The sequence below is a fragment of the Paenibacillus sp. MDV22-iso6 genome (assembly GCF_058408365.1).
On sequence record NZ_JBZVDZ010000005.1, the window covers coordinates 445,368 to 467,639 of the forward strand.

The following is a 22,272-nucleotide window of genomic DNA, read 5'->3' on the forward strand; positions in this document are numbered from 1 at the left end:
ATAAGCAGCAAGGGCTTGACCTGACACTCGGATACCAAAAAAAATTCTGGATGTCGTCTTCGCACCTTCTGACGTTATCGAGATATGTCTCAGGTCTGCCGCGCCGGCTCAAGCGGAGCAGCAGCATGTTCATCACCCGGGTCCAGATCAATTACATATCGTCCTGGTGCAATCAACGCCGCCTGATGCTCACAACGCCAGCGTCGTCCGCCGGAAGATCCCAGCGTCTGTCCATCCTGTAGAACATCTCCCTGATCAAATATGTAATAGGCGGCACCCAGTAATGTCTGGGCTACCGTATCCGGATCGAGTCCAATAAAATGACACTGTACATCAGGCACACCAAGTGCCGACAAACCTACCGTGTCCATAACCAGCTGACGCTGTTCCTCCGTGCCCCCAGCCTGATACATGCGCACATTCATCGCAGCGTAGAGATGCTCCTCACGCTCCTGTGACAGCACATAGGCTTCTGGTTCAACTAATTTGTCACTGCCGTACCAGTATAACGCCTCACAAGGCAACACTTCCATGACAGCCTGAATCGTCTTTTGGAACAATTCGAGTCGTTGTTTGCGCGGCATGGCAGCAGTGAACATATCATGAAGTCGGATAGAATATTGGATCGTTTCCATAGCTTGTCCTGCTTCTGGCCAATGCCAGGCTTGCTGTAAAGCCCCTCCAAAGCGGGCACGATCTACAATTTCAGTAATGGGGAGCATGCAAGTCTGTGCTGGAATATTACCTTCCTGAAAAGAAACCTTATAATCCAGGTGGTAGAAAACCAGCATCTCAGGATTATGCTCCTCATTACCCTGCTTCACGTCAAGCCGGACTTGTCCGGTATGACGGCTCAGTGCATCATGCAAACGCCCCTGATCTATAACGGGACGTTCCTGAAATAACAGCTCAATCATATATACCGGATGAAACCCGGAAGGTATGTCATTCGTTTCATTATTTACTTCTCGAGCTTCTTTCCGTTCGTTCGTCATGCTGTTTCCCCTCATTCCTTGCTCTGTCCCTCGGCCTGTGCAGTCTGGAAAGGTCCGAGTTCTTTTTCCACATAGGTATTGACCTGATGGGAAAAATGTTCAAGCACGCCCGGCAAGTCACTGCTCAGCGGATGCAGTTCAGACCGCTCCCAGCTGTAATAGTCCTGAACGAGCGGCTTGCGCAACGATACGAGGCGACTAAGCACCTCATAGGTTGCATGATCAAAAACTTTCTCTTCGTGGTTAATTTCAATAATATCGTCATAACTGCTCGCATCACGCATGATGAAGCCATCAATGAGATAACTCCCAACATCCGTAACGATTTCAATCGCCAGATGAAGACAGCGTTCCTGTACCAGACCCAGCATGAGACTGCCATCCCAAGCTTGTGACGCGCGACGAAGACCTTCAGCCACCTCCGGTACGGCAGCAAGCCGGCGGGCAATCTGTTCTCTGTTTACGTAATACAATGTGTTCACTTCCCGTTCAGTGAATTATCGGTTCCTTTTTCCTCTTCGCTTCAGCCAAAATAACATCACAGGACAAGCGATCAGAAACACGACAAAAATATATAAAAATTCCATAACGTCTCTTAAATCGCTCATGCAGAGTCCCCTATCCAAAGTAGAATGAATAACAGATTAGATTTCGTAGTCCACTGCAATCGACTGCTCTCTGACCTCGTTCATATACTTGATGACTTCTTGATGCAGCGGATGCACCTGATATGCCTGAAGATCTTCCAGTGATGCAAATTCTGCCGTAAGTGAGATGTCAAAAGATCTGTCCGAACGAAGCACGTCGATACCCACTTCAAGCGAGACCAGAACATCAATTTTCCCTTGCAGATTGCGAAGAACATTCGCAGCCGTTTCGATACTTTCAGGAGAACGATCTTTCATTTTAAACAGAACAATATGTTTAATCATCAGACAAGCACCTCATTTAAGTATAATAATTAGTATGAATGAATTTTCTTGTATCCAAAATATATCATAACGTCCTCTATTACGAAAGGATACTTGGAAACGTTCTCTTCAAAGACAATCTAATCGGTGCTGCTTTCATTCCCTTTGGATTTCTCCTGAGACATATTATCCGTCTGTTCACTTTGGTTTGTCTGTTTTTCCGGTACGACTTCTGCTGCTTGTTCTTTTGTCTCCTTATTCTCCACGTTCGGCTGTGGTTGAGGCCACTCCCTGTCAGACAACCCCTCCTGTTTTTTCAGCACCGCTATAGCCTGTCTGAGCTTGTCAGGCAATGGAAGCCCAATGCGGGCATAATTTTCGGTAATGGATATCAGCTCATTCACCAGATAAAAGTAGATGGCTCCCCCTTTAATGATGTCAGTTCCCATGAGCATGTCAATTCGGTGGGCAAGCAGAATAACTGTTAGCATGAGACCTTTGCGCGCGAGCCCCCAGAATCCAACATTACTATTCAATCCTTTACCCGTTCTTACTGCCGCAGCGAGACCCGTAATATAATCCACAGCCATTGCAACCGCCAGCAAGCTAAGCAGCTGATCCCATCCACCAAAAGCAAACGTCATGAACGCCCCTGAAATGGCAGCAAAGGTACTTACGGATGGACTCACGTTTCTCACCTCTCCCTCTCACTTGATCTCCATACAAGATATGTAAGAATAAGAGATTTTGACAGTCCACATGCCTTGCTGAACACGCGGATTTCTAATTTCAGATTTGTGCACATTGGAAATGGGTTCCTTTAACGGGAATCGAATATTTATGGGTAAATCAGGGAAATAAACCGCATCATATCAACAAAAAATAGATAAAAGTACTAAAGTCTCACTAATAGGTAATTAGACTCATTTTATTTTTATTCATTATCTATTTGATCCCTTAAATTTAGTGAAACATTGTAATCTAGGAATATACTAGGATGTGAATTGCGTCTGGTCTAGTTCATAATTCCTCCTTTGTAGCGGATTCGCGCATCCACTCTTTTGAAACAGGTGCACCCGGCACTTGAAAGTACCCCCGTACTTATTGTAGTATTTGGTTAAAAAAATCGGAGGAAATATGCCTAATCAACCAGAACAACATTCCATCCAGGCGTGGTCTCTGATCAACCGTAAATATTTGGGAAAAGGCGTCCGTGTTAAACGATTCCGAAAACCGACACGCTGTCAAATCCGCAACCGTGTTCTTCTTGCCGTGCTGATGGCCAATGATATCAAGTTGTCTCAGCTCGCCGAAGATCTATCCATCTCTTCACGCAGCGTCAGCGCGTGGGTGTATGAAGGACGGATACCCGGCAGTACCAATTTGGACAAGGCATGCCAATTGCTCGGCTACCCGCGCCACATTCTTTTTAATGAAGAGGTGGTACGCAAAAGCCCTGTCATTTGTCAGCCCGAGCCTTCCCGCTTCATGAAGCGTACGGTGACCCGTTCTCCGGTTAGCAACCGTATTCTAACAGGCTTGTGTATGGTCCATGATTTGTCGGTGACAGATGTCAGCCACTGGATCGGGGTTCACCCCGGCACTTTCCGCAAATGGCTGCATCAGGGAACGCTGCCTTCTGCTGCGTTTCAGGAACAAGCGGAACAATTTTTCCGCATCCCGAAAACTATTTTGTTCGCAGATGTCATCTTGAAAGATCGCCACAATAACTAAATTAGCGAACAACCAAAAGGCTCTGTCCTCTCCCCATTGGGAAAGACAGAGCCTTTTTAAAATACCACTTTCATCGTACAAATTTTATTAGGTTACCATTTCTCCAGTCGGGTGTACTCAGCATCGTCTCTCAGGGGCAATAAGCGGCCCTCCTGCCCTCCAAACAGCTTTGGATGCATCATTCCCTTCATTCCCAGTCACTCCTTAACCTGGGCCGGTACAGCGTGCTCTCTGAACGAGGCGAAAATCCCATTGTCGAAATGCGTGACGACTTATACCCATATGTGCCTCATTGATGATAACCAACCAGTCCATTAAATCATGGATCATTTAAAGAAATAGAACTTCATGGTTAGCTTCATTTTCATAATATATTTGTACGAACAATTTAACCCAACACTTTATATGAAGTATAAAAAAAGCCTGTCCCTTAAGGGAGTAGGCTTAATTCAAACTCTAATTCAGCTCGTATAACGTTTGGTTCGATCTATCCTTATCCCTTGTAAGACCGTGTTTTTCAAAAATTCATGTGATTTGTTGCTATCGAATTAAGCACAAGCACCTCTAGCGCAAACAACAACACTACCTTGTCTCGTACATTACAGGATCTACTCATAATTTGTACGTACAACTAAATCCATAAGATAACACTTGTTCATATTATTTTTCCCATCCTTATTTCGAACCCATGTTTAGAATCTCGTTGATATATTTCAGTCCCGTATAACGATCACGAAGCAAATGAGCTGTGTTGAAAGCATGTTCCACCATCTCCATGGATACACCTAGTTGTTCAGTCGTTGTAGGTCCCCCAACTTGCTCAAGCCAAGCTATAAGCTGAGATGCATCCGGCAGATTATTGTATACCTGGAATACCGGCTCGTCGGATTTTTGTGCAAGATCTTTGTATTTTATGGTAAGCAGTGCACAGGCCACTCCCACCTTGGCACCATGCAAAACAGGCTTGTGCCCTGACTCCATCAGATCCATCTCCCACCGATGAGACAGATGATGTTCTCCACCGGATGCCGGACGAGAATGATCAATGATTAGCATGGAAATGCCGGAAGCAATCAGCGCATCCATCAATACACTCACACCATCGGCCCGTCCTTCAGCGATCCCTTGTACATGCTCCACACAGGAAGTTAGTGCTTCTTCTGTCATGCGATAAGCTACGGGGCAGAACGGTTCTCCACCCAGATCCCTGGAAACCACCCAGTCCGCCAGTGATGTATATTTACCAAGCATATCTCCGAATCCGGCTGCATCCATCTCTTGGGGGGCTTGCTCCAAAATATCGATGTCCGCAAAAATAGCTTTAGGCGGTACCGCCTGGAAAGTCTGTTTGACGCCGCTTACAATAAGAGGTGCACCCACTGAGGTAAATCCGTCAACCGAAGCTGCTGTAGGCACTGACAGAAAGGGCTTGTTCATTTTGGAGCAAACAAATCGCACCAGATCATGAATGGTCCCTGAACCAGCAGCAATGATCGCCTGACTTTCTTGTTTCACACCGAGCAGTACCTGCACAATCCCACCCTCATCGGCGATCACGTCGCCTGCTTTGTTCTCTGGCATGCATATCTCATCCACATGAACGCCCGCTTCTCGGATGTTCTTTACCACCTCGTGTCCCGCTGCCAGACCTGTAAATCGATCATATACCACTGTTACATGTCTGTACCCTTGCTCGGACAAATAGCCAGGTAACCGCTGAATAGCTCCATGCTCCAGATAGACCTGCATTTGCACCAACCGATGATCATGCCCACAAGTACAATTTTGCGCTTCTTCGTTCCATACGGCAATTCGCTTGTTCATATTCATCCGTTTTTAACCTCCCTTAAGAAATATCATGCATAATTACATGGTTAAAACCACAAAATGAAAAAAGGAAATAAAATGTGAGTATTTTCCTGATCACACTTTACTTCCTGTATTAAAAATTTGCAAACCCCAAACTCCCATTCCCAAGCAGGTGAACCTATGAAATTAACCAAAGAAATAGGAATTTCTCTCGGATTTCTCGCAGGAACGACATTTGGCAGCGGCATCGCCTTTTTGTTTCGCTTCCAGGCATATGAGGTGATGGCAAGTGTTGCGCTCTTTGGTATTGCTGGAGCGATTGCAGGCCTATGTGTGCAACAATTCATTTTCAATAAATAAAAAAAACAAAAAAAGCTCGCGAATTGCCTTTAGAGCAATTTTGCGAGCTTTTTTCTTCGATGCGGTCGAGAGGACTCGAACCTCCACGGGGGTTAGCCCACACGGACCTGAACCGTGCGCGTCTGCCAATTCCGCCACGACCGCATAATATGTATCTTCTCATCATGGATGAAAAGTACTCCGGTCAAGCAATTGCTTGTTTTACCGTAATTAAGAGTATACATGCTCTGTAATAAGTTTGCAATACCTTTTTTCCAAGCTGCAATGAATAGGACATATGTCCTTTTTTAACCCCATCAAACTCCCTATCGTAGACATTAAGCAGATCAAGTGTCCTGTTGGACACGCTATACCTTGCATAGAAAAGGGGAGTTTTGCATGACGATCAAGAACACAACACATGAACGTATTGAAGAAGGAAAACGCAGCATTCACTGGACGGAAATGCACATGCCCCTGCTCGGGGAATTGAAATCCTATTTTGCCAAAGAGCTGCCTTTTGCTGGTTTAACCATCGGTATATGTATTCATGTAGAACCTAAAACAGCTGTATTATGCCGCACACTCCAAGCAGGTGGAGCCAACGTTGTATTGACTGGCAGCCCGGGTACAACCAAAGACGCCGTCGCAGCAGCTCTGCAAGAAGAAGGCATCACGGTATATGGTCAACGTGCGGACAGGCGCAATGAGCACCTGCAAAATATCCAAAGTGTACTTGGTCACCAACCCCATCTCCTCATGGATAATGGAGCTGATCTGGCGCGTACCTTCATTCAACAGTATGATACTAACTCTCTTATTGGTTGTACGGAGGAGACAACGACCGGGGCCAATCTTCTGCGTGAAGAGACGGATGAGAACATTCCTTTCCCCATCATTGTTATTAATGATAGTCCACTCAAAAGAATCATGGAAAATGAACATGGTGTTGGACAGACCATTATTGAAGGTTTCATGCGTACTACAAACCTGATTCTGCCTACACGTCGTTTCGTCATCGTAGGTTATGGAACCTGTGGACGAGGCATCGCCAGATATTTGCGAAATCTGGGCAGTCAGGTCGTCGTTGTTGAAACCGATCCGATTGCTGGCCTGGAAGCGGCGCTGGATGGGTTCAGAGTGGCACGATTGGAGGATACATTTGCATTTGCCCAAGTGTACATTACTGTCACTGGCCGTCCTAACGCCATTCTGAAGGAACATTTTAATCAAATGAATGATGGAACGATCCTCGCCAATGCCGGACATTTTTCTTGGGAGATGGATCTGGAAAGTCTCCGTCAGGAGGCGGAGCATACGGAACAACTGACAGCGGATATCGAACAATTTACATTAACCAACGGACGTCGACTCATGCTACTTACTCAAGGCGAGATGCTGAACCTGGCTGGTGGCAGCGGTAACCCTGCCGAAACGATGGATCTAGGCTTGTCCCTGCAAGCCGCCTCCCTCCTATATCTTGTACAGCAACGCCAACATCTCACCCTCGGACCACAGCCGGTTCCTCATAGCGTTAACAACACCATTGCCGGACAGATGCTGAAGCATTTAAGCTACAAAATCTAATCAGTGTGATTGGTGATCTGCATTTAAAGGAGAGGTTCACATGAAAAAAGCGAAACTTTGTTTTATCGGTGCAGGATTCCATGCATCCACGAATATATATCCTTCTGCTATTGAAGCAGGAGCAGACATTCAGGCCATCGCCACTCGCAGTATTGAACGGTCCGAGGCGGCTCTCCTTCGTTTTGGGAGCAGCGGGAAAGCCTATGACAATACTCAGCTGATGCTGCAGAATGAAGACTGTGACGGCGTCGTTGTTGTGGCGCAACCAGAGGATCAGACAGCACTTGCCCTTGAATGCATCCGGGCTGGCAAAAATGTATACGTGGATAAACCCCTCGGATGGAACGCTGCCGAAGCTGCTGCTGTGGCTGAAGCTGCCCAAAAGGCCGGTGTGGTTGTTATGGTTGGATTCATGAAACGATATGCACCGGTCTACATGAAACTCAAGGAACTGATTGATGGTGGATCATTGGGGAGAGCACGTTCTTTCCAAATGAAATTTGCTGTAGATAGCACACCATTCTGCAAGGATGAGGAACAATTCATGAAGCTCGCTGCCATTCATATGGTCGATCTGATGCGTTTTCTGTTCGGGGAAGCCGTACAGGTCACAGGCACAACGGTTAAGGACGGACAACATATTAACCAGGGCATTTCCCTGAAATTTGATCATGGTGTGGTGGGCAGTGCCTACTTTGTTGGCATGAGTGCATGGTCACGCGAAAGCGAAAGTGTACTAGTCACCTTTGACGACGGATTTGCGTTAGCAGATGAGATTAATACACTTACGGTTCATCAATCTCGTACAGGGGATAACCTTCCCTGGAAATCCCTTGAGGAGCAGGATACTGTTTTCACTCCCTCCGGCTCTCCTATGTCAGGCGCTTATCGCGACCTCTACTTACGAGGATTTGTAGGGGAGATGGCTCATTTTATGGAATGCTGTCAGAACAAATCTGATCCACATTCCAGTGGTAAGGATAATATTGAAACCATGGCGTTATGTGATACCATTCTGGCGTCGCTGATCTGACATTCATACGATATAAGACCAATCATTTTATACAACTAGAGAAGAGGAAAGAAGCACATGTTAGACGCCGGATTACTTATCATTCGACTTGTTATTGGTTTCATTATGATGGGTCATGCATGCAAGAAACTGTTTGGCTGGTTTGGTGGAGAAGGCATATCAGGAACAGCCGAATTTTTCGGGGCGATTGGTCTGAGGCCCGCAAGAGTTATGGCTGTCTGTGGAGGCCTTATTGAGTTGATCGGCGGATTCCTGTTTGGAGCAGGTCTGTGGACTGGTTTTGCTGTCATTTTGCTCATCATCCCTATGGTTGTTGCCATAGCAAAAGTTCATGCAGGTAAAGGACTTTGGAATCTGAACGGAGGATTCGAGTACAATCTGGTTATGCTCGGATCACTGATCGGTGTTGCACTTGCGGGTGCAGGAGCTTACTCCCTGGACACTTTATTCTAATCAAGCCTTTCATTCCTGAGAACCTCGGTGTTTCGTGATACGAAACCGGGGTTCTTTGTTGTTTTATCTTCATGTAGATGTATGGGATGGGGTTTATAATCCAAGGGAGAAGTGATATGCTCATAGATGAGTGATATGTACATTTATGTGCTGTAGTACTAAAATTGATACTATAAATAACCACCACGAACTGGAGGTGCAATTATAATGAGAAAAAACCCGGCCGATGGGTGCCCCTCGCCTTATGGCTGTTCCGTCGAAGTCACGCTGAGCGTCATTGGAGGCAAATGGAAAGGTGCGATTCTATATCACCTATTCTCCGGCTCGTTAAGATTCAACGAGATTAGAAAGTTATTCCCTGATATTACTCAGCGGATGTTAACTCTCCAATTAAGAGAGCTGGAAAGCAGCGGAATTGTTCACAGGGAAATCTATCCTCAGGTTCCACCCAAAGTGGAATATTCGCTTACACCGTTTGGAGAAACGCTCCAGCCGATTATTTACAGCATGCGAGACTGGGGAGAACAGTATACAAATGAAGTCCAGGCCAGATCACAAGATGTCTAAACAAAAGACAAAAGAAGCTATCCCTCTCTTAGATGGGATTAGCTTCTTTTGATTTCGAAATGAAAGATGAGTAAACCTTATTTTATGACCGTTTGAATGGTAATGGTCCGATTACGTCCCTCTTCCTTGGCTTGATATAACGCATTATCCGCCAAATGGAACAACTCTGTCGCCGTTGTGGAATGCAGTGGATATTCGGCAATGCCTGCCGAAATCGTCACAGAACGATCAATGGGCAATATACTTTGTTCCACCGATACACGGATATGCTCGGCAATCTGATACGCTGTTTTCGAATCCGTATGTCGCAATAACACAACAAACTCCTCCCCGCCAAACCGGGAACATATATCCTGCGTCCGAACCGACAGTTTAATGATATTCGCGATATGCTTCAGAACCTGATCCCCCGCATGATGCCCATACGTATCGTTTATGGATTTGAAGCGATCAATATCCAGTACCACAATGGAGAACGGAACTTCTTCATCAATCCACTGCTGAATGACTTCTTCAAATGTTCTACGATTGGTCATTCCGGTTAATACATCCGTTCTGGCATCATAAGTAAGTTGATCCTTCTGCTTGCGAAAATTCGCCAATGCAGTCAGCACGGTTCGTGTTAACAAATCCGCTTCCCTGTTCCAATGTGGCTTCATTACAGGCAGATCTACTTTACCCTGATCCACCTGGTTAACCAGGTCTGCAAGATAAACAAATGGACTGGCCAGCTTGCGCGCTACACGAATAACGATAAGTGTCAGAATGATAAACGGAATTGAAGTGTACAGCAGCAACATGCGAATATGTTGATTCAGCTGATCGTATACCATCTGGGTTGGAGATACAACGACAACTCCCCAATCTGTTGTCGGGACCTTATAATAACCTGCGAGTGAATCTACACCCGCCAGATTCTTATATTGTTCTTTGCCCGTCTGGTCGTTAAGCAATTTCTGCACCACTTGATTTTTGCTTAGATTTTCACCGATTCTTTCCGTATCCGGGTGAAACAACAACGTCCCGTTGGCATCCACAATATAAAAATAAGAGCCATTACTGGTCCTCAGTTGGCTGCCAAATGACAGATTCAAAATGTTATTTTCCTGTAGATAGATGCTCCCACTAATTAAACCTTTGAATTCACCTGATGGACTGAAGATCGGTTCACTCACAAAAACGACTCTGCGTTCCGAATAAGGCGCACGATACGCTTCGGATATATAGGAAGACCTCGATTTAAACGCATTTTTCGCTGCATTAGAAGTTATAGGCTGTCCGAGGCTTTTTTCCAAATAAGGAGATGAACCCCGGATTATTCCCGATTCATCTATCAGAGAAACCGAATTGAAATAATTACTGCTGTTTCGAATCAAATCCAGTGTGGGATCTAGTTTTTTGGCGTCTGCATAGTCTATATCCGGAAAATAGTTGGCTGAATACTTCAAACTGCCCTGCATGGATTGAAACAACGAGTCCAGTGTTTGGCTCATCTGCACGGCACTTGAATAATTAAGTGAGAGCGTATTATCAATCAGCGATTGCTTCTGGGATGTATAAGACGAAATAAACATAATGGTCAATGTCATCAAAACGGCAATGGTGACCAATCCACTCAACAGAGCGGTAAGGCTGATTTTTTTGATCTCCCTTACTTTTCTTCTTAATCTGGATGTTTTATTCTTTGCGATCATTATTGCTTCCCCCGGTTTTTCATGAAAAGGCATATTCCTTCTATCTTATATGAAAGTTGTTAAGAAGAAATAAATAGTTTGTGAAGTTCGAATAATTACATAGTAAGATTGACGATTTAATGACAATTGATAACATGATATGACACTTTTCTTCGAAATCATCTGTAACTGTATTTGAGATTAAGATTCATTTGAATCCACAATAACATATCCCTCGCCAGGCTGCTGTTCTACAAACCCAGCCATATGACGCGTTTGAAATGAAATCGGTCCGTCACAACCGACCAAAATACGATTTTGGACTTCATCCGTTGTTTCAGCTGGCAATGCAAATGAGCGCGTATAAGCGAAGTGTTCCTGTAACGTGGTATGAATCGCGTTCACCAGTCTGTCATTGCCCGCACGCCCAAATACATTCAGCAATACGATACCACCAGAATGCAATTTGTCTTTTAGCATCGTGAAAAATGAGCTTGAAGTAAACTGTGCAGGTGTTCCCGCAGCCGTAAAAGCATCTACAATAATATAATGGTATGAGCCTGATGCCTCCTGCTCCAATAGTTCACGACCGTCACCAACCAGCACATGATCTCCACGATATCCAAAGAAAGTTCTGCTGAGCTCAATGACTTCCGCATCGAGTTCAGCGACTTTTACTTGACGGTTAGACAAGTAGCTTGATAGGGTTCCGATGCCGTGTCCAATTATAAAAACCGATTCATAATCGGGATTATTTCGTTCCATCAAGTGAACCATTGCTCTTGGATACTCCAGTACCATTCGGGATGGCTCGTCCAGATCCATTGCCCCCTGAACTGCTGCATTGGAGAATTCTAGCACACGAAATCGGCCCTTATCTCCATAAAGCTTGGATGTATCATATATCGTCAACTCATGCTGTTCACTCTTATTTCGGTATAAAACTCGCACTGACCGTTCTCCCTTCGTTCTTTTACGCAATGATTATAAGTATAAGTGTGTTTCTAAAAAAAAAACCGACTCCGCTGGAACGGAAACGGTTTCCCCATGACCATTTAGGATTGAATCGCCTCATGCAGAGCCTGGACATACTCCACGCCCAGATTGGAAAGCGAAGCATTCTTATGGCTGATCCAGCCAACATTAATGGTCTCTTCACACTCCAGCGGGACGGGGATAATCTCATTCCCATTCAGGTCGGCACTAAGCACACCTGTTGAGATGGTGTATCCGTTCAAACCGATCAGCAGATTAAACAGCGTCGCTCGGTCGTTAACCTGTATGCTTTTGGGATGAGAAAGCGTGCTTAGGATCTCCTCTGAAAAATGGAAGGAGTTGTACTCCCCCTGGTCAAAGGACAGGTAAGGATAATCCTGAAGCTGTTCAATCGCAACCGATTCCTGCTTCGCCAGCGGATTTTGCACACTGATAAAAATATGCGGCTTGGCAACAAACAGACTGTTGAACACCAGCCCCGCATCCTTAAGCAATTTGTTAATTACCTTGGAATTGAATTCATTCAGATATAGTATGCCAATTTCGCTGCGCAGGCTTTTTACATCCTGGATAATCTCATACGTTTTCGTTTCCCGCAGAGCCAGTTCATATTCATCCTGTCCATACTGCTGCACCAGCTTCACGAAGGCATTTACTGCAAACGCATAGTGCTGTGTGGAGACGGAAAAATGTTGCGGAGACGGCTTCGCGTTCAAATAACGATTCTCCAGTAATTCCGCCTGCTCCACTACCTGGCGTGCATAACTTAGAAATTCCACGCCTTCTTTGGACAAGGTTATCCCTTTATTCGTGCGTTCAAAAATGGTAATCCGCAGCTCCTGCTCCAGATCCCGGATGGCATTCGACAGGCTGGGCTGGGAAATAAACAGCCGCTTGGCGGCTTCATTCATCGAGCCACGCGTGGCGACTTCAATCACATATTTTAGCTGTTGCAGCGTCAATGTATTATTCCCCTCTCTGGTGCGTTACTTGATCATACTATACCATATTGCAGCCTAGAGCTCGCGAGGTTCTATATAGCCTGATTCAGGATGAACATGGACATTCCATCAGGCAGTTTTCAGTTCAGAACAGTCATGCACAGCACATCGCTCAAGTCATTGATTTGATCCAATCAGAATACGCCCATCCACTGCGAATCGAACAATTGGCTTCCATAATCAACATGAGTACATCCTCATTGCATTATCATTTCAAAGCCATTACCGCCATGAGCCCACTACAATATCAAAAACAGATTCGATTGCAGGAGGCACGGCGAATGCTGCTTACAGGTTCAACCGATGCAGCCGATGCTGCATTCCAGGTTGGGTACGAGAGTCCTTCCCAATTCAGTGGGGAGTACGCTCGCATGTATGGTCTTCCTCCCAAAAGTGATATCAAACGCCTTCGCCATATACTCCATATCGAATGCTAAATATAAGCAAAAAAACCACGTCATAATGACGTGGTTTTTGGGTTCCGCTGGCTAGCAGCGCTCAGGAGAAGATGTTCTTCTTTTCAAATACAGACATCTGATTCTCCCCGGTAATCGGGCACTCATCCGGAAACATGCTACGCTTCTCCATCTTCTCATCGATAAAATCGACGATCTGCTGCAAGGATAAAATCTGGACTTCAATCTTTTTCCGATGGTTCAGCAGCATTTCACGCTCATCCGGGAAATCTTCAAGGTCCGAATCCATCGACATCTGTAGATAAGGCTTCATCTCCTCCAGAGACATGCCTGTTTTTTTCAAACAAGTAATAAGCTTCATTGTCTGGATGTCCTCCGGACGGTATACCCGATGGCGATTGGCCTTGCGTTCAGCCCGGGGAAGAAGTCCAATCTTCTCATAATAACGAATGGTATCTTCCGATAGCCCGGCCTGTTCTGACGTCTCTTTAATGGAGAACACTTCAGTATCATTCATCATCGTCGACCTCCTCCGCCTTCATTGATCTCTATCTTACAACTTGGAGTCAGCTCCAAGTCAAGGTTGTTATGCGTTTATAGATACCGCATCCAAAGAATTAAAATATAAACCAACAGCACGCTTGACTTGGAGTCGACTCCAAATTGTAGAATGAGCGCATTAGACAGATTGGCCCTGTCACACCATTCACTCAGGAGGTATTTATATGAATTCAAACCATACACGTCGTACAGCCTTAATTACAGGATCAACTTCGGGAATCGGCCTTGAACTGACCCGCACCTTGTTAGCGGAAGGCTGGCAAGTTATCGGCCTTAACCGTTCCGCTTTTCCGAAGGAAGACAGTGACATTCAGGACGGATTGCGCTCCGGTCAGCTCCGTTGGGTTCAAGCTAATCTTACTCAGTACGATAATCTGAGAAAAGCACTGAATCAAATTAAATCCGAAACGGATACCATCGATGTGTTGTTCAATAATGCCGGGGGCAGCGGTTACGATCTTCGTTTGTCCGATCAGGGACATGAAATGCACTTTGAATTACAGACCGTGGTGCCGTACATCATTTACATGGAACTACAGGATCTTCTTCACAAAAGCACCTTGAAAACCGTTATTAATACATCCACCAGTGCGTTCAATATGGTTAAACAGTTTAACCTGGACATCCTGGAACATCCAGCCGAGTTCAAAAAACTGTTCGGTCCTTATGCGACTTCAAAGCTCGCACTGTCTTTATGGACACGCGAAGCTGCTTCTACCCCTGCGGCTAAAGGAATTCGGTTACTCAGTGTGGACCCCGGGGGCAACAATACACTCAGAGGTAATAAAACATCTGGACTGCCCTTTTATATCAAACCAATCATGAAGCTGTTCTTCCCACATCCAAGTCACGGAGCTTCTCTGCTTTATAACGCTGCCATTGCGCAAACCAAACTTACATCCGGTACGTTCCTGATGAAAAACAAACCCACTAATCTCCGGTTTACGGAGCAAGGCCCAGCCATTCTGAACAGAGTGCATGAAATTTATGAGCATGAATTTTTGCAGCTTGACTCCAAGACCGATCCCGTAAGCAAAAAAAGTGTCTGAGCTTTCTTCAAAAAGACGTGACCGAGCGTATCGGTCACGTCTTTTTGTTGTTCCTTTGGATTCATTTTACTCCTTACATGTATGCTATCCAGGCTTCCTATTGTATCCGAGCGACCGGAGGTACTTCATATTCCCCTTCCAGCATGGATGGTTTCGGAGCAAACATCCTCAGCACCAAATTGAAGTCTCCTGGTGGTGCAGGAAGCCAATTCGATTCCTTCCCTTCAGGAGCAGACTGCTGAATATAAAGGTCCAGTGAACCATCAGGATTGTACAGCAAACCTTTCGTCAAATCTCCAATCGAATATCTGCCAATGGCATTATCGACCAGATAAAAATCGGAGTCATACAGGGTGAGAGACCAAAATCCGGTCACCTGCGGAAGATCATTCTTGTTAAAATGCAACACATAACGTTGCTTGCCATGCAGCTTTTCCCCATTTTGATCTACAAATGCACGTGCATATAGCTCTTCCTCCGGGACATTGGCGCCCAAACCGGAATATGCAACGACAGCTCGCAGCAGAAATTGGGTACCATAGGTTCCAATATCATGGCCGATATACCATCCATTGGCGGTCGGAATCGACTTGACTGAATTTGCAATAATACGTTGCGCATCCTTTGCGGCACGCAACAGTCCGGCTTTCGTGGCAGCATTCAGATCAGCTGATTCAAATCCCTTGGCAGGATCAATGCCGATTAGCTTGAACTGATCCAGCAGAACTGCATCACAGGCGGGCGGAGGATTTTGCCGAATCTGTTCCGTCATGATTTTATAGAAAGCAAACGGGTCGTTCTTCATGGAAGACATCTGATTCGAAGACGAACCGTCTGTTATACCACTGGAAGGATTACTGGTTGGCGTTGACAGGGTGAATTGTTTCTCGAAAGCAACTGCACGGTTCAGATCCTCTTTACCATTCACTTGCACACGTCCGAGCAGCCAAACGATTGGCGTTGGGGCATGGATGGACGCTTTGTTGATATCACTGCTTCTACCCGGTCCAACGATGGTGAACTGCCCTGCCTTGTTTTCTGTCGTACGATTGGACACATTCCTGAACGTATTGGTATACGCATCAATCATTTGGACGGTGTAATAACGGTCATCCTTATTAGCCGGAACGTTCAGGACCACCGGACCTTTGGAGAGATCCAGCCAGGCGCTAAAATAAAGCGTATTGCTATTAGGAGTTACAATATCGTGATATTGCTGAGAAGCCAGCATGCTGGAGTAATAAAACTGATTGAGTGGAGCCCTTGTTTTCAGAGCCATCTGTCTCGTTTGTTCCATAACTACCAGCGGATAGCCATATATGTAAGCCTGAACCCCAAGCGAATAAGCCAACTGTTCCTGTGAAGAAGCTACATTGTCTTTCCTTATGTCATCCGGACTGGCCAGAACCTCCAGTGGCATCGCAGCGATTGAAGAAGCGACAGTCCCAACAATGAAACAGATGTAAAGCAATAACCTGAAACGTTTACGCATTCCTCTCACCACCTATCGTGAATTTTCACGTTATTTTCCACTTCGCCAACGCAGATTATTCCCGTCCCTCATAATTGCCAGGCTCTGGTTCATAATCTTCACTATACCGACATCTGTCATGGATGAAGTGACGAAGTGATGAACTGGAGGAATCTGCATATGAAAAATGAAAACAACAACAATGGCAAGCCATTAATTATACCGCAGCCGATACGAAAAGACGGTGCCGGAGGTCCGGATCTGGGGCCTCGGGATGTGATGAGAGATCTACAAAATCCGGATATGCTGGTACCTCCGGTAACCGACAACGGCTTATTACCCAACCTGAGAATGTCTTTTTCCGATACACATATGCAGTTGAACCATGGCGGCTGGTCCCGCGAAATTACGGTACGGGATTTGCCCATCGCTACGACACTAGCTGGTGTGAATATGAGCCTTACACCTGGAGGTGTACGGGAGTTGCACTGGCATCAGCAATCGGAATGGGCGTATATGATCTGGGGTACGGCACGAATTACGTCCGTGGATCAGCAAGGTCGTAATTTTATTGCAGATGTGGGGGCGGGAGATCTGTGGTTTTTCCCAAAAGGTCTGCCCCATTCCATTCAGGGCTTGGCCGATGGATGTGAGTTTTTGCTTGTATTTGATGATGGGTCCTTCTCCGATCTGAATACATTATCCATCTCTGATTGGTTTGCGCATACGCCACCGGAAGTGTTGTCCGTCAATTTTGGCATACCCGAATCCGCGTTCCAATCCATGCCAACAGAACAGGTTTACATTTTTCAGGATCAGGTCCCTGGTTCCCTCTCAAGCCAGGAAGTGCAGTCCCCCTATGGCACGGTTCCGCTCTCCTTCAAACATCGGCTGTTAGCCCAGAAACCGATCGTTACACCGGGAGGCAGTGTGCGCATTGTGGACTCCACCAACTTTCCGATCTCAACAACCGTTGCCGCAGCACTCGTGGAAATCAAGCCTGGAGGTATGCGCGAACTTCACTGGCATCCCAATGCGGATGAATGGCAATACTATTTGACCGGGCAAGGAAGAATGACGGTTTTTGGAGGGAATGGCCTTGCACGCACATTCGACTATCGGGCTGGAGATGTTGGATACGTTCCTGTAGCCATGGGGCATTATATTCAGAATACGGGCACCGATACGTTATGGTTTTTGGAGATGTTTAGAAGTGACCGCTTTGAGGATATCTCCCTGAATCAATGGATGGCATTAACCCCGGAAGAGCTAGTGCATGACAACCTGAACGCTTCCCCCGAACTGCTCCATTCATTGCGTAAAGAAAAGTGGCCTGTTGTTTAATAGGAATACATCTAGGAGGAATATGAAGATGAAAGCTGTTACTTTTCAAGGAACCAAGGATATTCAAGTAAAAGAGGTAGAAGATCCTCGATTGCAGCAAAAGGATGACATCATCGTGCGTATTACTTCTACAGCCATATGTGGGTCAGATCTTCATATATATCAGGGAGCTCTGCCAGCCCAGAAGGATTATGTCATCGGCCATGAGCCGATGGGCATTGTTGAGGAAGTGGGACCTGAAGTGACGCGAGTAAAAAAAGGAGATCGTGTGGTGTTGCCTTTTAACATCTCCTGCGGCGAATGCTTTTATTGCAATCACGACATGGAGAGCCAGTGCGATAACTCAAACCGCAATCCGGAGGTTCATACCGGAGGTTATTTTGGCTTCACGGAACGATACGGAAATTATCCGGGCGGTCAGGCTGAATTTTTGCGTGTTCCTTATGGGAATTTCATGCCTTTTGTGATTCCCGAATCATGTGAGCTCGAGGATGAAGCCCTGTTATTCCTGTCCGATGTGCTCCCTACTGCGTACTGGAGTGTTGAGAACGCTGGGGTGAAGCCGGGAGACACTGTAACTGTGCTCGGCAGCGGGCCCATTGGCCTGATGGCACAAAAATTCGCCTGGATGAAAGGTGCCAAGCGAGTCATTGCTGTGGATCGTCTTCCGTATCGACTGGACAAAGCCAAACGAATGAATAATTCCGAAGTATTTAATTTTGAAGATTACGATGATATGGGTGAACATATTCGCGAAATAACCCAAGGCGGAGCGGATGTTGTCATCGACTGTGTAGGCATGGATGGCAAGAAATCCACTTTGGAGGAAATTGGACAGAAGCTGAAAATTCAAGGCGGTACATTAAGTGCAATTGAGATCGGTATCAAGGCTGTGCGCAAATTCGGGACGATGCAACTGACGGGTGTTTATGGCTCGACCTATAACATGTTCCCCCTAGGCAATCTGTTTGAACGAAACATCAACCTGAGAATGGGACAAGCCCCTGTTATTCACTATATGCCGGAGCTTTTCCGCAAAATCACGGCTGGCGAATTCGACCCTACCGAGATCATCTCTCACCGCATTGCGCTGGAGAATGCGAAGGAAGCTTACCGGATTTTCTACGAACACGAAGACGAGTGTACCAAAGTTATACTGAAACCTTGATTATGTGACGACGATCTAAAAAGGCAGATGTCCCTTATGCGGGCCCTCTGCCTTTTTTTGATTTTGCTTTTGCCCACTTAAACGAATTAATTAATGATGGCGAAACCTTATTTTCCTTTTACCGCCTGAATATATACACTCTCTCCTTTGAAGCTGACGAGTCTGCCAGGCTGTGCCACTTCAAAATTGAAATACTTCTTAATTACAGATGGCGCGCTCAGCATGCTTGCTTCAAGCTCTCTACTTTCCGGCTCCGGAAGTCCAGCCCTGTTGCACCAGTCTTCAAATATAAAGTGTTTCTCAAAGGAAACCATCGTTTCCATTCGAAATCCGGCAAGCTCCAACATCCGTATCCATTCCGTCTTACGCCATGCCCGAACATGACTTCCATCACGCCACTTCTCGATTTCATTGTAAAATTGGTCATTCTCATCACGTTCAGGTGCCACATTATCAATTAATAACAGTCTGCCACCAGGTTTCATTACTCGAAGCGCCTCGGATACAAAGGAAGATACGTCTGGAAAATGGTGTGCAGCAATGCGACAGGTCACAAGGTCAAAGAAATCATCCTCGAAAGGGACGTGTTCAGCATCTCCTGCAACAAAATCCACATTCTGGTGCCCATTTCCCCGGATAAAATGTTCAGCCACTTGTAACATCTCATCCGTTAAATCCAATGCGATAACCTGCTCCACAAGCGGAGCTAATGCATTGGCAACATGTCCTCCGCCAGTGGCAATATCCAGCACCTTCATATCCAAGCTTGCTTGAGATGAAGCCACAAGCAATGCCAGATCATCCCCTTTGGCATGACCGGCACTAGTCACATATTTCTCCGCATTTTTCGCAAATTGTTTGCGTACCTGTCCTTTAATCTGATCATTAGACATGCTGTTCCCTCCTTATAGTTTCATTAGATGAAACGTTGTTTCATTAATTAGATATTATTTATCTTATCACAGAATGACCTGCAGCGAAATAAAAAAGCATCTCCCCAGTGAATTTCACTGAGGAGATGCCATCTTATTTTAAATAATCTATGAGATAGAGATTGTTTATAACTTTTAGGGAAACTTTACCCTTTGACTTATTTCACAACGGTCGGCGATTTTTTCCACAGTCCGAGAATCAGACCGGAGATTACTGCACCGATTGCTACAGCAAGCAGGAAGAGTAATGCGTGATTCGCCAGTGCCGCAACGAAGATTCCGCCATGCGGAGCAGGTACGTTAATGCTCCACAGTTGAGTCAGTCCACCTGCAACAGCAGAACCGAGAATACAGGATGTCAGAACACGTAGCGGGTCAGCCGCAGCAAATGGAATGGCACCTTCTGTGATGAAGGAAAATCCGAGCACATAATTCGTCAAACCTGATTTGCGTTCTTGCTCCGTAAATTTGGATTTGAAGAACGTTGTAGCGAGTGCAATCGCCAGCGGCGGTACCATACCGCCTGCCATAACAGCTGCCATCCAAGCACCATCTGTATTTCCGCTGGATGTGAATACACCGATAGCAAATGTATAAGCCGCTTTGTTAAACGGTCCACCCATATCGATGGACATCATGCCGCCAAGCAGCAAGCCAAGCAATACAGCATTTCCGGTACCCAGGTTTCCAAGTGCATCTACAAGCCATGTGTTAAGGGAACCGAAGATTGGATCAAAGACATAGAAACTTATTGCACCAACGATAAGCAATCCGAACACAGGATAGAGCAGGATTGGTTTCAATCCGTCAATTGCTTTAGGCAGTCCTTTAAATAGTTTGCGCAGACCAATTACAACGTAACCTGCCAGGAAACCGGCAGCCAGACCACCAAGGAAACCGGCGTTCGAATTCACAGCCATCAATCCACCGACCATACCAGGCATCAGGGCCGGACGATCACCAATACTCATCGCAATAAAACCGGCTAGGACAGGAATCAGGAAGTGGAACGCTCCGGTCCCGCCACCAATGGTCTGCAACAATTGCACAATAGGATTGTCCGGACTCGCAATTTGTTCAAACAAGAAGGATATGGCGAGCAAAATCCCGCCACCTACAACAAATGGAAGCATATGCGAGATCCCGTTCATTAAATCTTTATAAATCTTGCTGCCCATACTCAATTTGCCTTGGCTTTCTCCTTCACCCTTCCCACCGTTGCCGCCTTGGCTTCGGTAGATCGGAGCGTCCCCGTTAACTGCTTTGCGAATCAGTTCTTCCGATTTGCGAATACCATCGCTTACGGGTCTTTGTAATACCGGTTTGCCATCAAAGCGGGCCATTTCCACATTTTTATCTGCCGCAATGATAACCCCTTTGGCACGAGCGATTTCATCAGCTGTCAGTACGTTCTGTGCTCCTTCGGAACCGTTGGTCTCTACTCGGATATTAATGCCCATTTCCTGTGCTTTCTTTTTGAGAGCGTCTTCAGCCATGAACGTGTGAGCAATACCTGTTGGGCAAGCGGTTACTGCAACGACAAAATCTTCAGATGCCGCATCACCAACAATAAGGCCTGATGTATTCTGCTTCTGTCCATTCGCGTTGCCCGCGCCAGATACAGCGTTTGTCCCATTTGCAACATTTGCTGCTTTCTCCGCTTCGGCTTTTTCTTTGGCAGCTTTTTTCTCCCCTTCTTCCGCCTGTTTGGCATCGAATAATGCAGTCACTTCTTCAGGAGTGTCCGTGCTCATTAGCTGCGAGATGAAATCGCTATCAATCAACAGCCTGGAAAGAGCCGCAAGTGTACGAAGATGTGTATTGGCCGCCCCCTCTGGAGCTGCAATCATGAAGAATATATGAGCCGGTTCATCATCAAGCGCTTCAAAATCAAGTCCTTTCCGACTCTTGGCAAATACAACTGTTGGTTCATTTACTGCTGTTGTTTTGGCATGAGGCATGGCAATACCACCACCAATCCCCGTGCTGGATTCCGCTTCGCGTTTATAAATCATTTCCTTAAACAGAACCGTATCATTAATACGTCCGCTACGGTTTAAACTTGCAATGAGTTCATCAATAGCCTCTTCTTTCGTCGTGGCTTGCAGGTCCATGATCATCGTTTCCTGGATCATCAGGTCTGTTATTCTCATTTGGTACACTCCCTTAAATTCAGTCAGCCTGCGTGATACAGACCGACTTATAATTGTACTTCTTACGCTGTTATCTGCTA

General features: G+C 45.9%; 20 protein-coding genes, 1 tRNA gene and 2 pseudogenes. 10 read left to right on the forward strand and 13 right to left on the reverse strand.

The annotated features are described in order from the left end of the window. Positions 1-89 precede the first annotated feature (89 nt). The 4 genes and pseudogenes from AC4PM4_RS16970 to AC4PM4_RS16985 form a co-directional block, all read right to left on the reverse strand. Complete coding sequence (locus AC4PM4_RS16970; protein ID WP_063564904.1) at positions 90-995, reverse strand: DUF4261 domain-containing protein; 906 nt, start codon at positions 993-995, stop codon at positions 90-92. A gap of 11 nt (positions 996-1,006) precedes the next feature. Continuing rightward, complete coding sequence (locus AC4PM4_RS16975) at positions 1,007-1,468, reverse strand: DUF86 domain-containing protein (RefSeq protein WP_063564905.1); 462 nt, start codon at positions 1,466-1,468, stop codon at positions 1,007-1,009. 171 nt (positions 1,469-1,639) lie between these two features. Next, positions 1,640-1,927 (reverse strand): Dabb family protein, encoded by a 288-nt coding sequence (locus AC4PM4_RS16980; RefSeq protein WP_491614077.1) that lies wholly within the window; start codon positions 1,925-1,927, stop codon positions 1,640-1,642. A gap of 284 nt (positions 1,928-2,211) precedes the next feature. After that, positions 2,212-2,604, reverse strand: a pseudogene (locus AC4PM4_RS16985) (phage holin family protein); the annotation flags it as partial. Positions 2,605-3,043: 439 nt separating this feature from the next. Here AC4PM4_RS16985 and AC4PM4_RS16990 point away from each other — a divergent pair. Next, the gene (locus AC4PM4_RS16990) at positions 3,044-3,640 is read left to right on the forward strand and encodes a helix-turn-helix domain-containing protein (protein WP_024629188.1); all 597 of its coding nucleotides are present in this window, start codon (positions 3,044-3,046) and stop codon (positions 3,638-3,640) included. Positions 3,641-4,315: 675 nt separating this feature from the next. Here the strand turns inward: AC4PM4_RS16990 and AC4PM4_RS16995 are convergent. After that, positions 4,316-5,470 (reverse strand): sn-glycerol-1-phosphate dehydrogenase, encoded by a 1,155-nt coding sequence (locus AC4PM4_RS16995; protein WP_491614078.1) that lies wholly within the window; start codon positions 5,468-5,470, stop codon positions 4,316-4,318. A gap of 159 nt (positions 5,471-5,629) precedes the next feature. Between AC4PM4_RS16995 and AC4PM4_RS17000 the strand changes: the two genes are divergently transcribed. Then, positions 5,630-5,809: a hypothetical protein gene (locus tag AC4PM4_RS17000; RefSeq protein WP_063564909.1), complete on the forward strand. Its 180-nt coding sequence runs from the start codon at positions 5,630-5,632 to the stop codon at positions 5,807-5,809. A gap of 60 nt (positions 5,810-5,869) precedes the next feature. Here the strand turns inward: AC4PM4_RS17000 and AC4PM4_RS17005 are convergent. After that, positions 5,870-5,953: transfer RNA gene (locus AC4PM4_RS17005), tRNA-Leu, on the reverse strand. A gap of 234 nt (positions 5,954-6,187) precedes the next feature. Between AC4PM4_RS17005 and AC4PM4_RS17010 the strand changes: the two genes are divergently transcribed. The 4 genes from AC4PM4_RS17010 to AC4PM4_RS17025 all read left to right on the forward strand — a co-directional run bounded on the left by AC4PM4_RS17010 (position 6,188) and on the right by AC4PM4_RS17025 (position 9,428). Further along, a complete protein-coding gene (locus AC4PM4_RS17010) occupies positions 6,188-7,375 on the forward strand; it encodes an adenosylhomocysteinase (RefSeq protein WP_491614079.1) in 1,188 nt (395 codons plus the stop codon). Between the two features lie 40 nt (positions 7,376-7,415). Then, a complete protein-coding gene (locus AC4PM4_RS17015) occupies positions 7,416-8,408 on the forward strand; it encodes a Gfo/Idh/MocA family protein (RefSeq protein WP_090805049.1) in 993 nt (330 codons plus the stop codon). A gap of 57 nt (positions 8,409-8,465) precedes the next feature. Then, positions 8,466-8,861: a DoxX family protein gene (locus AC4PM4_RS17020; RefSeq protein ID WP_063564911.1), complete on the forward strand. Its 396-nt coding sequence runs from the start codon at positions 8,466-8,468 to the stop codon at positions 8,859-8,861. A 207-nt stretch (positions 8,862-9,068) separates the two neighbouring features. Further along, entirely contained in the window at positions 9,069-9,428 is a 360-nt protein-coding gene (locus tag AC4PM4_RS17025) for a winged helix-turn-helix transcriptional regulator (protein ID WP_063564912.1), read from the forward strand. A 77-nt stretch (positions 9,429-9,505) separates the two neighbouring features. Here the strand turns inward: AC4PM4_RS17025 and AC4PM4_RS17030 are convergent, their stop codons facing one another. The 3 genes from AC4PM4_RS17030 to AC4PM4_RS17040 form a co-directional block, all read right to left on the reverse strand. Next, positions 9,506-11,122, reverse strand: a complete 1,617-nt coding sequence (locus AC4PM4_RS17030) for a sensor domain-containing diguanylate cyclase (RefSeq protein WP_063564913.1) — start codon at positions 11,120-11,122, stop codon at positions 9,506-9,508. A gap of 180 nt (positions 11,123-11,302) precedes the next feature. Beyond that, positions 11,303-12,052 (reverse strand): spermidine synthase, encoded by a 750-nt coding sequence (locus AC4PM4_RS17035; RefSeq protein WP_491614080.1) that lies wholly within the window; start codon positions 12,050-12,052, stop codon positions 11,303-11,305. Positions 12,053-12,156: 104 nt separating this feature from the next. Further along, positions 12,157-13,059, reverse strand: coding sequence for a LysR family transcriptional regulator (locus tag AC4PM4_RS17040; RefSeq protein WP_053783582.1), 903 nt, complete (start codon positions 13,057-13,059; stop codon positions 12,157-12,159). 62 nt (positions 13,060-13,121) lie between these two features. On the opposite strand from AC4PM4_RS17040, the pseudogene AC4PM4_RS17045 reads away from it, so the two are divergent. Next, a pseudogene (locus tag AC4PM4_RS17045) lies at positions 13,122-13,535 on the forward strand (helix-turn-helix domain-containing protein); the annotation flags it as partial. A 61-nt stretch (positions 13,536-13,596) separates the two neighbouring features. Here the strand turns inward: AC4PM4_RS17045 and AC4PM4_RS17050 are convergent. Then, positions 13,597-14,034 (reverse strand): MerR family transcriptional regulator, encoded by a 438-nt coding sequence (locus tag AC4PM4_RS17050; RefSeq protein ID WP_491614081.1) that lies wholly within the window; start codon positions 14,032-14,034, stop codon positions 13,597-13,599. Positions 14,035-14,239: 205 nt separating this feature from the next. Between AC4PM4_RS17050 and AC4PM4_RS17055 the strand changes: the two genes are divergently transcribed. Then, positions 14,240-15,124 carry an SDR family NAD(P)-dependent oxidoreductase gene (locus AC4PM4_RS17055; RefSeq protein WP_063564918.1) on the forward strand — a complete coding sequence of 295 codons (885 nt, stop codon included), beginning with the start codon at positions 14,240-14,242 and terminating at the stop codon, positions 15,122-15,124. A gap of 97 nt (positions 15,125-15,221) precedes the next feature. On the opposite strand, the gene AC4PM4_RS17060 is transcribed toward AC4PM4_RS17055, so the two are convergent. Further along, positions 15,222-16,616 (reverse strand): DUF1254 domain-containing protein, encoded by a 1,395-nt coding sequence (locus AC4PM4_RS17060; RefSeq protein ID WP_095206068.1) that lies wholly within the window; start codon positions 16,614-16,616, stop codon positions 15,222-15,224. Positions 16,617-16,775: 159 nt separating this feature from the next. On the opposite strand from AC4PM4_RS17060, the gene AC4PM4_RS17065 reads away from it, so the two are divergent. Together AC4PM4_RS17065 and AC4PM4_RS17070 are read left to right on the forward strand one after the other, a co-directional pair. Beyond that, positions 16,776-17,939 carry an oxalate decarboxylase family bicupin gene (locus tag AC4PM4_RS17065; RefSeq protein ID WP_063564919.1) on the forward strand — a complete coding sequence of 388 codons (1,164 nt, stop codon included), beginning with the start codon at positions 16,776-16,778 and terminating at the stop codon, positions 17,937-17,939. Positions 17,940-17,967: 28 nt separating this feature from the next. Next, complete coding sequence (locus AC4PM4_RS17070; protein ID WP_072732279.1) at positions 17,968-19,107, forward strand: zinc-dependent alcohol dehydrogenase; 1,140 nt, start codon at positions 17,968-17,970, stop codon at positions 19,105-19,107. Positions 19,108-19,214: 107 nt separating this feature from the next. Here the strand turns inward: AC4PM4_RS17070 and AC4PM4_RS17075 are convergent, their stop codons facing one another. Next, positions 19,215-20,000: a class I SAM-dependent methyltransferase gene (locus AC4PM4_RS17075; RefSeq protein ID WP_090805015.1), complete on the reverse strand. Its 786-nt coding sequence runs from the start codon at positions 19,998-20,000 to the stop codon at positions 19,215-19,217. Between the two features lie 197 nt (positions 20,001-20,197). After that, complete coding sequence (locus AC4PM4_RS17080) at positions 20,198-22,192, reverse strand: PTS fructose transporter subunit IIABC (RefSeq protein ID WP_491614082.1); 1,995 nt, start codon at positions 22,190-22,192, stop codon at positions 20,198-20,200. Between the last annotated feature and the right edge of the window lie 80 nt (positions 22,193-22,272).

Excerpts from the sequence above, each read along its gene's own strand:
- AC4PM4_RS16970 (WP_063564904.1), bottom strand. The coding sequence starts at position 995 with ATGACGAACGAACGGAAAGAAGCTCGAGAAGTAAATAATGAAACGAAT.
- AC4PM4_RS16980 (WP_491614077.1), bottom strand. The coding sequence starts at position 1,927 with ATGATTAAACATATTGTTCTGTTTAAAATGAAAGATCGTTCTCCTGAA.
- AC4PM4_RS16990 (WP_024629188.1), top strand. The coding sequence starts at position 3,044 with ATGCCTAATCAACCAGAACAACATTCCATCCAGGCGTGGTCTCTGATC.
- AC4PM4_RS16995 (WP_491614078.1), bottom strand. The coding sequence starts at position 5,470 with ATGAATATGAACAAGCGAATTGCCGTATGGAACGAAGAAGCGCAAAAT.
- AC4PM4_RS17000 (WP_063564909.1), top strand. The coding sequence starts at position 5,630 with ATGAAATTAACCAAAGAAATAGGAATTTCTCTCGGATTTCTCGCAGGA.
- AC4PM4_RS17010 (WP_491614079.1), top strand. The coding sequence starts at position 6,188 with ATGACGATCAAGAACACAACACATGAACGTATTGAAGAAGGAAAACGC.
- AC4PM4_RS17015 (WP_090805049.1), top strand. The coding sequence starts at position 7,416 with ATGAAAAAAGCGAAACTTTGTTTTATCGGTGCAGGATTCCATGCATCC.
- AC4PM4_RS17020 (WP_063564911.1), top strand. The coding sequence starts at position 8,466 with ATGTTAGACGCCGGATTACTTATCATTCGACTTGTTATTGGTTTCATT.
- AC4PM4_RS17025 (WP_063564912.1), top strand. The coding sequence starts at position 9,069 with ATGAGAAAAAACCCGGCCGATGGGTGCCCCTCGCCTTATGGCTGTTCC.
- AC4PM4_RS17030 (WP_063564913.1), bottom strand. The coding sequence starts at position 11,122 with ATGATCGCAAAGAATAAAACATCCAGATTAAGAAGAAAAGTAAGGGAG.
- AC4PM4_RS17050 (WP_491614081.1), bottom strand. The coding sequence starts at position 14,034 with ATGATGAATGATACTGAAGTGTTCTCCATTAAAGAGACGTCAGAACAG.
- AC4PM4_RS17055 (WP_063564918.1), top strand. The coding sequence starts at position 14,240 with ATGAATTCAAACCATACACGTCGTACAGCCTTAATTACAGGATCAACT.
- AC4PM4_RS17060 (WP_095206068.1), bottom strand. The coding sequence starts at position 16,616 with ATGCGTAAACGTTTCAGGTTATTGCTTTACATCTGTTTCATTGTTGGG.
- AC4PM4_RS17065 (WP_063564919.1), top strand. The coding sequence starts at position 16,776 with ATGAAAAATGAAAACAACAACAATGGCAAGCCATTAATTATACCGCAG.
- AC4PM4_RS17070 (WP_072732279.1), top strand. The coding sequence starts at position 17,968 with ATGAAAGCTGTTACTTTTCAAGGAACCAAGGATATTCAAGTAAAAGAG.
- AC4PM4_RS17075 (WP_090805015.1), bottom strand. The coding sequence starts at position 20,000 with ATGTCTAATGATCAGATTAAAGGACAGGTACGCAAACAATTTGCGAAA.
- AC4PM4_RS17080 (WP_491614082.1), bottom strand. The coding sequence starts at position 22,192 with ATGAGAATAACAGACCTGATGATCCAGGAAACGATGATCATGGACCTG.